General features: G+C 71.2%; 11 protein-coding genes. 7 read left to right on the forward strand and 4 right to left on the reverse strand.

The window, feature by feature from the left end; all coding sequences use genetic code 11:
* Positions 1-219, forward strand: a 219-nt coding sequence (locus VGP36_22805) for a hypothetical protein (GenBank protein HEV7657540.1), incomplete at its 5' end; no start/stop codon positions are given.
* A 105-nt stretch (positions 220-324) separates the two neighbouring features.
* Here VGP36_22805 and VGP36_22810 read toward each other — a convergent pair.
* On the reverse strand, positions 325-1,026 hold the full coding sequence (locus VGP36_22810) for a TetR/AcrR family transcriptional regulator C-terminal domain-containing protein (GenBank protein ID HEV7657541.1): 702 nt from the start codon (positions 1,024-1,026) through the stop codon (positions 325-327).
* 182 nt (positions 1,027-1,208) lie between these two features.
* Between VGP36_22810 and VGP36_22815 the strand changes: the two genes are divergently transcribed.
* Positions 1,209-2,228, forward strand: coding sequence for an NAD(P)-dependent alcohol dehydrogenase (locus VGP36_22815; protein HEV7657542.1), 1,020 nt, complete (start codon positions 1,209-1,211; stop codon positions 2,226-2,228).
* The gene (locus VGP36_22820) at positions 2,225-2,980 is read left to right on the forward strand and encodes a DUF4389 domain-containing protein (GenBank protein HEV7657543.1); all 756 of its coding nucleotides are present in this window, start codon (positions 2,225-2,227) and stop codon (positions 2,978-2,980) included. Before VGP36_22815 ends, VGP36_22820 begins: the two co-directional genes overlap by 4 nt.
* A 66-nt stretch (positions 2,981-3,046) precedes the next feature.
* Here the strand turns inward: VGP36_22820 and VGP36_22825 are convergent, their stop codons facing one another.
* Both VGP36_22825 and VGP36_22830 read right to left on the reverse strand, forming a co-directional pair.
* The gene (locus tag VGP36_22825; protein ID HEV7657544.1) at positions 3,047-3,967 is read right to left on the reverse strand and encodes a zinc-binding dehydrogenase; all 921 of its coding nucleotides are present in this window, start codon (positions 3,965-3,967) and stop codon (positions 3,047-3,049) included.
* Between the two features lie 215 nt (positions 3,968-4,182).
* A complete protein-coding gene (locus tag VGP36_22830) occupies positions 4,183-4,659 on the reverse strand; it encodes a MarR family transcriptional regulator (GenBank protein HEV7657545.1) in 477 nt (158 codons plus the stop codon).
* 230 nt (positions 4,660-4,889) lie between these two features.
* Between VGP36_22830 and VGP36_22835 the strand changes: the two genes are divergently transcribed.
* A complete protein-coding gene (locus tag VGP36_22835) occupies positions 4,890-5,117 on the forward strand; it encodes a hypothetical protein (GenBank protein ID HEV7657546.1) in 228 nt (75 codons plus the stop codon).
* A gap of 192 nt (positions 5,118-5,309) precedes the next feature.
* On the opposite strand, the gene VGP36_22840 is transcribed toward VGP36_22835, so the two are convergent.
* Positions 5,310-6,035, reverse strand: coding sequence for a TetR/AcrR family transcriptional regulator (locus VGP36_22840; GenBank protein ID HEV7657547.1), 726 nt, complete (start codon positions 6,033-6,035; stop codon positions 5,310-5,312).
* A gap of 47 nt (positions 6,036-6,082) precedes the next feature.
* Here VGP36_22840 and VGP36_22845 point away from each other — a divergent pair, with 47 nt between their 5' ends.
* The 3 genes from VGP36_22845 to katG all read left to right on the forward strand — a co-directional run.
* Positions 6,083-6,682: a DUF5701 family protein gene (locus VGP36_22845; GenBank protein HEV7657548.1), complete on the forward strand. Its 600-nt coding sequence runs from the start codon at positions 6,083-6,085 to the stop codon at positions 6,680-6,682.
* A 28-nt stretch (positions 6,683-6,710) separates the two neighbouring features.
* On the forward strand, positions 6,711-7,136 hold the full coding sequence (locus tag VGP36_22850) for a Fur family transcriptional regulator (protein HEV7657549.1): 426 nt from the start codon (positions 6,711-6,713) through the stop codon (positions 7,134-7,136).
* 58 nt (positions 7,137-7,194) lie between these two features.
* Positions 7,195-8,721: catalase/peroxidase HPI (gene katG, locus VGP36_22855; GenBank protein ID HEV7657550.1), on the forward strand; the 1,527-nt coding region annotated here is incomplete at its 3' end.

Raw genomic sequence — 8,721 nt, forward strand, 5'->3', positions numbered from 1 at the left:
CATCCCGCCGACGCCATCCCCGTCTACGCCGCCGAGGTCGACACCGCGATCGACCGCAAGGACAAGACCGGCTACACCGAGGCGGCCCGGCTCCTGCTCATCCTCCAGGGCCTCCACGACCGCGCCGGCACCGACTTCCGCGCCTACCTCGACGCCCTCACCCACACTCACCGCCGCAAGACCACCCTGCTCGCCATCCTCACCCGCTCCGGGCTCTGAGCACGGGCGTCGTCGAGAACAGTCGCGACGCCGAAGGACCGCACCCGCCACGTCTGCCGGACATCAGGATCAGGACGGCGCCGCACCGGAAAGCCCCGGATCCGCTCACGGCGCCGCCGGCCGGGTGGAGCTCCACCCTTGCCGACGGAGTCGGTCGAATCCGTCCAGAAGCAGATCCAGCCCGAACTCGAACTCGAACTGGTCGTCGCAGCCCGCACCGACGGCGGATCGCTCGTCGTGACCACCCCCGGATGCGACCTCCACGATGTGGGGATAGGCGCCCGACATCTGACGGAGCGCGGCGGCCTGCACGGCAGGGTCGACGCTCACGGAGTTGTCGAACAGCTCCTGGGTGAACCCGAACATGCGGCTGCCCAGGGCGTGCATCACATGGTGGGTGAGGTCGACGGAAAACTCCCCCGTCCGGAACATCCCGATCATCGACTCCAGGTACGCCAGCACGACCGGCGTCGGCGCTGGGCGCGACTCGACCAGGCGGGATGCCCAGAGGTGGCGCCGGAGCGCCCGGCGCGCGGAAAGGATCCGCTGCCGGACCGCGGTCTGCCAGTCGGCGCTGGGAACCGCGGGGTCTATCTCGCCGACGAGGACATCGACCATGCCGTCCAGGAGCTCGTCCTTGTTGGCAACGTGCTTGTACAGCGCCATCGGCACGACCCCGAGCTCCTGCGCGAGCCGCCGCATGCTGACCGCCTCGATCCCGGCTTCGTCGGCCAATGCCACGGCGGCACGCAGCACCCGATCCCTGCTCAGGGGCGTCCGGCGTCCGGCCTCCACCAGCTGAGCCATATCAACCGCCTTTCCGGTGAGCCGCCGCGGGGACCGAAGTCGCCTCTTGACGCAGTGTACGGCGTACACCTACAGTCATGCCCACAAGGTGTACTGCGTACACCCGAATCGGGGTCTCGATGTGGACCACTCAGCTCGACAAGCGGAAAGCGCCGCCCCGGCCGACGGCGGGCAGAACGACCATGGCGGCGATCGTGCAGGACCGCTACGGACCGGCGCCTGAGGGCGTCCTCCGGCTGGCGGAGATCGACCGGCCCACGATGCGGGATGACGAGGCCCTGGTCCGGGTGCACGCGGCCAGCGTGGACCGCGGTACCTGGCACATCATGGCCGGGCTGCCCTATCCGATCCGGCTCGCGGGTTTCGGCCTGCGCCGGCCGAAGTACGTCAACCCCGGCCGGAACCTGGCCGGGACGGTCGAGGCGGTCGGTGCCGGCCTGACCGGCTTCCGGCCCGGCGACGAGGTGTTCGGGATGTCCACCGGCACCTTCGCGGAGTACGCGGCCGTTCGGACCGGCAAGCTCGCCCGGAAGCCGGCGAACGTCTCCTTCGAGCAGGCGGCCGCCGTCCCGGTGTCCGGCGGCACGGCCCTGCAGGCTGTCCGGGACCGCGGTCACGTGCGGGCCGGCGAGAAGGTGCTGATCATCGGCGCGTCCGGCGGCGTGGGCAGCTTCGCGGTGCAACTCGCCAAGGCGTACGGCGCCGATGTCACCGCTGTGTGCGCGACAGCGAAAGTCGACCTGGTTCGCGGCCTGGGCGCCGACCGCGTCATCGACTACACCGTCGACGCCGTCACCGACGACGGTATCCGCTACGACGTGATCCTCGACATCGGCGGCAACACCCCGCTGTCCCGGCTCCGGCGGGCCCTCGCCCGGCGGGGACGGTTGGTCATCGTCGGCGGCGAGACCGACGGACGCCTGCTCGGCGGCAGCAGCCGGCAGGTCCGGGCGCAGCTGCTGTCCCCGTTCGTACGGCAGAGGCTGGGCACCTTCGTCGCGTCGGAGAAGTCCGCCGACCTGGACACTCTGCGCGACCTCATCGAGGCCGGCGCCGTCACCCCCGCCCTCGACCGGACCTATCCGCTCGCCGAGACCGCGGCGGCCATCCGGCACCTGCTGGACGGCCGGGCCCGCGGCAAGCTCGTCGTCTCCATCCCGACCCACAGTGCGCAGAACCCACACCCGGGGAGCACTCCGTGACCGAACACCGAACCGCCTATCCCGTCCGCGTCGACGCGACGCTGGAGCCGACCTCCCGCTGGCTGTGGCTGGTCAAATGGCTGCTGCTCGTCCCGCACTTCATCGTGCTGTTCTTCCTGTGGCTGGCGTTCTTCGCCGTCAGCGTCGTGGCGTTCTTCGCCATCCTGATCACCGGCCGGTATCCGCGGTCGCTGTTCGACTTCAACCTCGGCGTGCTGCGCTGGAACTGGCGGGTGAACTACTACGGCTACGGGGCTCTCGGCACCGACCGGTACCCGCCATTCACGCTCGCCGACGTGCCGGACTATCCGGCCCGCCTCGACCTCCCGTACCCGGAACGGCTGTCCCGGGGGCTGGTGCTGGTCAAGTGGTGGCTGCTGGCCCTGCCGCACTACATCATCCTGTCGGTATTCATCGGCGGCGGCCTCTGGGCCAGCAGCCGCGGCATGAGCGACGGCTGGAACAGCGGCTGGGAAGGCGGCGGACTCGTCGGCCTGCTCGTGCTGATCGCCGCGATCGCGCTGCTGTTCACCGGCCGCTATCCCGACTCCCTCTACCGCTTCGTCATGGGCATGGACCGCTGGTCGTTGCGGGTCGCCGCGTACGCCGGCCTCATGACCGACGCCTACCCACCCTTCCGGCTCGATCAGGGCGGCACCGACCCCGGCTCCCAGCCCGCCCTCCCGACCCCGCCGCCGCCGTCGGGGACTCCGGTCACGACCGGACCTGCCCCGGCCACTCCGGTCGGATAGGGAGGCGACGCGCTCGCTTGGGCGCTGCCCGCCAGCGGCGCGACACCGGGCCGGGCTCAGACCGGGTCAGTCCACCCTCAGCACGACCTTGCCGCCGACCCGGCGCTGTCTCACCGCATCGAGGGCCGGCGCCGGGTCGCGCCAGGACGCGACCAGCTCAACCTGCGGGTCCAGCCGGCCGGCGGCGACCAGCCGGCACAGCCGGCCCAGGTCGGCGGTGCCGCTGGCGTGGGCGGCCAGCTCGTCGGGCAGGTTCAGCGTGTAGATCCGGGCGCCCCATGCGCGGTCGAACCGGGCCGCTCGGAAGGTCACCGTCTCCGCGTCGTCCCGGGTGGCGAGGTTGACCAGCATCCCCCGGGGCGCGAGGTGCTCGATCGCGCGGCCGAACGTGTCGCCGCCGACGGCGTCCACGATCAGGTCGTGGTCGCCGTCGATCCGCTCGACCACCGCGGTCGCACCGAGCCGACCCAGCACCTCGCCGGACCGGCCGGCATCCCGGACCAGCGCGGTGACCTGGGCACCGCTGGCGTTCGCCAGCTGCACGGCGAACCGCCCGACACCGCCGCTCGCCCCGGTCACCAGCACCCGCTTGCCCAGCAGCAGGCCGCCGACCTCCAGCGACCGGAGCGCGGTCAGCCCGGCCGTCGGCAACGCGGCCGCCGACACGTCGGACACGTCGTCCGGGATCGGCGCGAGAACGGTGGTAGGGACCGCGGCGACCTGCGCCCACCCACCGGCCCGGACCAGCCCGGCCACCCGGGTACCGACCGGCGGCCCGCTGCCATCGGCCGCAGCCGCCGTGACCACCCCGGCCAGATCCCAGCCCAGCCGCGCCCCCCGCAGCCGGCCGGGCAGGTCGACAACCTCGCCCCGGTTCAGCGCGACCGCGTGCACGGCGACCAGCGCCTGGTCCGGCAGCGGCGTCGGCGCCGCAACGTCGCTCATCGTGACGTACGGCGGGGTCCCTGTTGCTATGAGCGCAAGCACCCATCCACCCTTGCCCGTCGCAACAACCCCGTGGTGGACGCCACTCCCGCACACCCCGGCGGATGAGTGCATCGCGGGTCGGCCGGCTCCGCGCCGGCTGCTCCTGCGGCCTCGGCCGTACGCAGCGGCGGGGCGCTGCGGGCAGCGGCGGCCGAGCATCTCGGCGATCAGCGCAAGTCAGTGTGCCGGTTGATCCCGTTCCACGTCCGGGCCGGTCAGGACGGGAGTGTCTCGGCCACCCTTGCCAGGAGGGTGGCCAGCTCACGGCGTTCGCGGGCGTCGAGGCCGGCCAGTAGCCTCGCCTCGTTGGCCAGGTGGGTGCCGATCAGCTCATCGGTGAGGCGCACGCCTTCCGGCTCCAGAGTCACCAGCCGGCCGCGGGCGTCCGACGCCGAGACCGTACGGCGGACGAGCCCGCGCATCTCCAGGCGGTCGATCCGTTTGGTGACGGCACCGGTCGTCACGAGCAACGCGGTGCTCAGCTCTCCTGGGGTGAGCGTGAAGGGATGCCCGCTGCGGCGCAGGGCCGCCAGCACGTCGAAGTCGCCGTTTCCCAGGCCGGCCGCGGCGAACGGCGGACGGAGGCGCGGCTCGAAAAGCTGGGTCAGACGCGCCATCCGGCCGATGACCAGCAGCGGACTGGCGTCGAGGTCCGGCCGCTCACGCCCCCACTGGGCGACGATCTCGGCCACCGCGTCTGTTGGTTCACTCACCACTCGACCATATCTTCCTCGGCACCTACTTCACCTTCCACGGAAGGCGCCTCGGCCGCCGCAGCGGAGCGGCGTTCCTCGGCGGGATGGCGACACCCGTCAGGAATCGAGAAGCATCGGTCCCCGGGCCGACCTAACCTCACCGCCATGGACGTCGACCATGTCGGTTCGGTCCAGCCTTCCACCGGAAAGGTGATGTCGTGAAGACGATGACGTGCAGACAGATGGGTGGTCCCTGCGATGCCGCGTTTCAAGGAAACAAGGCCGACGAGGTCATCAAGGAACAGGACAACCATCTGAAGGAAGTGGTTGCGAAGGGTGACGAGACGCACCGGAGCGCCCTGACGAGCATGCAGGGCAGATGGAAGCATCCGATATCAGGAATGGGCTGGTACAGGGACACGAAGAAGGCATTCGCCGCCCTTCCCGAAGACTGATGCGTCAGGCGGCCTGATCAGGTACGCAGGAAGGCCAGGACCGCGAGCACGCGCCGGTTGCTCGCGGAGTCCGGGTCGAGACCGAGCTTGGCGGAACTCCACCCGGCGGCCGTAGGCCGGGCGACCGCGCGAGCCGGGCGATCGATCCCGAAGCGCCACACAACCGACGAACAGTCGTGACGTGCCGGCGTCTCAGCCGAGTCGCGACGAGACGGCGTCGACGACGGCGGTGAGGCCGAACTGCAGGGTCGCGTACGGGTCGCCGGCGGAGGCGACGGTGGTCCCGACCCGGGAGGCGATCGGCAGCGAGACGTCCTGCATCGCCCGCCCGAGGACGGGCGCGGTCGCGCTCCACCACTGGTCGTCGGTGAGCGAGGCCCGGCTGCTCTGCAGGCTCAGGTGCCAGCGGGCGGCCGCCCCGACCATCGACAGCACCGTCGCGAGCAGCGCGTCCATGTCCCGGTCGCTGAGCCCGATGCCGTCGAGGGGCTCCAGTTCGTGTTCGTACTTCAGGCTCTCGCCGGGCCCCACGATGGGCCGGCCGGGCGGGATCTCGACCGACCACGGATGCGCCATCGCACGATCCCAGTTGCGGTCCGCGATGTATCGGACCGCCGTACGCAGGCTGCGGCGGGACCGCGGCAGGGGCCGGTCCCGGTACGTCTGCCCGGCGATCGCGTCCAGCATGAGCTGCAACAGCTCGGCCCGTCCGGGCACGTAGCCGTAGAGGGTCATGGCGCCGACGCCGACCTCGCCGGCCAGGCGGCGCATGCTGAGCGCGTCGAGCCCCTCGCTGTCGGCGATCCTGATGGCCGCCTCGACCACCGCACCCACAGTGATCCCGGTACGCCCGACGGCCGTCGACGGCGCCCAGAGCAGTGCGACGAGCTTCGCCGGGTCCGCGCTCCTGTTCGGCACCGTCGTACCGTACACTGTACGGTACATCGTACGGCAGGAGGAGGACCGTGAGCGTCCCACTGCAGCGGCTGATCTCGCTCGGCGTCCCGGAGCTCGCCGGCATCAGCGCCGAGGAACTCAGCCACCTGGCCGGCGACGGACCGGGCGCAGTGCTCGTCGTACACCCGTCGCTCGTCCCGGCCGCGAGGCTGGCGACCCTGCTGTGGTCGAACGGCAGGCCCGGGTTCGTCGTCGACGACCTGAGCGACCTCGACGAGTTCGCGCCCGTCGCCGAGATCCCCGACCGACCCCTGTACCTGCTGCACGACGTCGAGCGCGGCGACGAGATGCGCAACCGGAGCCCGAACGAGGCCCTGCCGGCGATCACCGGCCGCGGACGCAGCCCGCTCACGATCAGCGAGGGGATCAGCTGGCTGCTCCAGGAGCCCGGCCGGCTCGAACGGAACCACTGCTTCATGACCATCGGCTCCCGGAAGCCGAAGGACTCGCGTACGCCCGCGATCTGGATCAGCGGCGGGACCGGGCGCGACGGCAAGGAGAACAAGGGCGCACCCAAGGTCGGCTGGTGCTGGGCCGGCAACCGCCACACCTGGCTCGGCTTCGCCTCCACCTCCGAGCGGACTGTCCCAGCGCCGTTACTTGAATGATTCCAGATTATGCGGGAGGGTGTGGGGGATGGCGGCGGACACGGAATTCGAGCAGATGCTGCGGGTGGCGTCCCTGCGCGTGACCCGGCCGCGCGTGGCGGTGCTGGCCGCGGTGCACGCCCACCCGCATGCCGACACCGACGCGATCCTGCAGCTGACGCGTCAGCGGCTCGGCGTGGTCTCGCACCAGGCCGTGTACGACGTGCTCCGGGCGCTGACCGACGTGGGCCTGCTGCGGCGGCTGCAGCCGATGGGCTCGGTCGCCCGGTACGAGCCGCAGACCGGGGACAACCACCACCACGTCGTCTGCCGCACCTGCGGCGCCATCACCGACGTCGAGTGTGCGGTCGGGGAGGCGCCCTGCCTGACCGCGTCCGACGACTCGGGCTACCAGATCAGCGAGGCCGAGGTCATCTACTGGGGCCAGTGCCCGGACTGCCTCACAGCTCGCTGATCGACCCGCGGCGGACGCCATCGGCCGTACCCGTCACCACACGAGGGAGAAGAACTGCGTGTCTGAGAGCGAGAACCCGGCAATCTCCGCCCCTACCCCGGCGACTCCGGGCCGCCCCCAGTCCAATCAGGACTGGTGGCCGAACCAGCTGAACCTGCAGGTCCTGCACCAGCACTCGACCAAGTCCAACCCACTGGGCGAGGGCTTCGGCTACGCGGAGCAGTTCGCGAAGCTCGACGTCGAGGCGCTCAAGCGGGACGTCGTCGAGGTCATGACGACCTCGCAGGACTGGTGGCCGGCCGACCACGGGCACTACGGCCCGCTGTTCATCCGGATGAGCTGGCACTCCGCCGGCACGTACCGGATCGAGGACGGCCGTGGTGGCGGCGGCGGTGGCCAGCAGCGGTTCGCCCCGCTCAACAGCTGGCCCGACAACGCGAACCTGGACAAGGCGCGCCGGCTGCTCTGGCCGGTCAAGCAGAAGTACGGCCAGAAGATCTCCTGGGCCGACCTGCTCGTCTTCGCCGGCAACGTCGCGCTGGAGTCGATGGGTTTCCGGACCTTCGGCTTCGGCTTCGGCCGCGAGGACACCTGGGAGCCCGAGGAGGTCTTTTGGGGTCCGGAGGACACCTGGCTCGGCGACGAGCGCTACAGCGGTGACCGCGAGCTCGCCGGCGGGGTCGGTGCCGTGCAGATGGGCCTGATCTACGTGAACCCGGAGGGCCCCAACGGGGAGCCCGACCCGCTGAAGGCGGCCCACGACATCCGCGAGACCTTCCGCCGGATGGCCATGAACGACGAAGAGACCGTCGCCCTCATCGCCGGCGGGCACAGCTTCGGCAAGACCCACGGCGCCGGCTCCGGCGACCTGGTCGGCGCCGAGCCGGAGGCCGCTCCGATCGAGGCGCAGGGCATCGGCTGGAAGAGCACGTACGGCACCGGCAAGGGCAAGGACGCGATCACCAGCGGCCTGGAGGTCACCTGGACCTCCACGCCGACCCGCTGGTCGAACCAGTTCTTCGAGAACCTCTTCCGCTACGACTGGGAGCTCGTGAAGAGCCCGGCCGGCGCGTGGCAGTGGCAGCCGAAGGACGGCGCCGGGGCCGGCACGATCCCGGGGCCGCAGGACGCGTCGGACTCGCGTCCGCCGACGATGCTCACCACCGACCTCGCGCTGCGCGTCGACCCGGCGTACGAGCAGATCTCCCGCCGGTTCCTGGACAACCCGGAGGAGTTCGGGCTGGCGTTCGCCAAGGCCTGGTACAAGCTGCTGCACCGCGACATGGGCCCGGTCTCGCGCTACCTCGGCCCGTGGATCCCGGAGGCGCAGCTCTGGCAGGACCCGGTGCCCGCGGTCGACCACGAGCTGGTCGGCGAGGGCGACATCGCCACCCTCAAGCAGACCATCCTGGACTCCGGCCTGTCCGTACAGCAGCTGGTCTCGACGGCATGGGCGGCGGCGTCGAGCTTCCGCGGCACCGACATGCGCGGCGGTGCCAACGGGGCCCGGCTGCGGCTGGAGCCGCAGCGCAGCTGGGAGATCAACGCCGGCACGGCGCCCGTGCTGGAGACGCTGGAGCGGATC

Source organism: Mycobacteriales bacterium, assembly GCA_035995165.1.
In the GTDB taxonomy this organism is placed as follows: Bacteria; Actinomycetota; Actinomycetes; order Mycobacteriales; family CADCTP01; genus CADCTP01.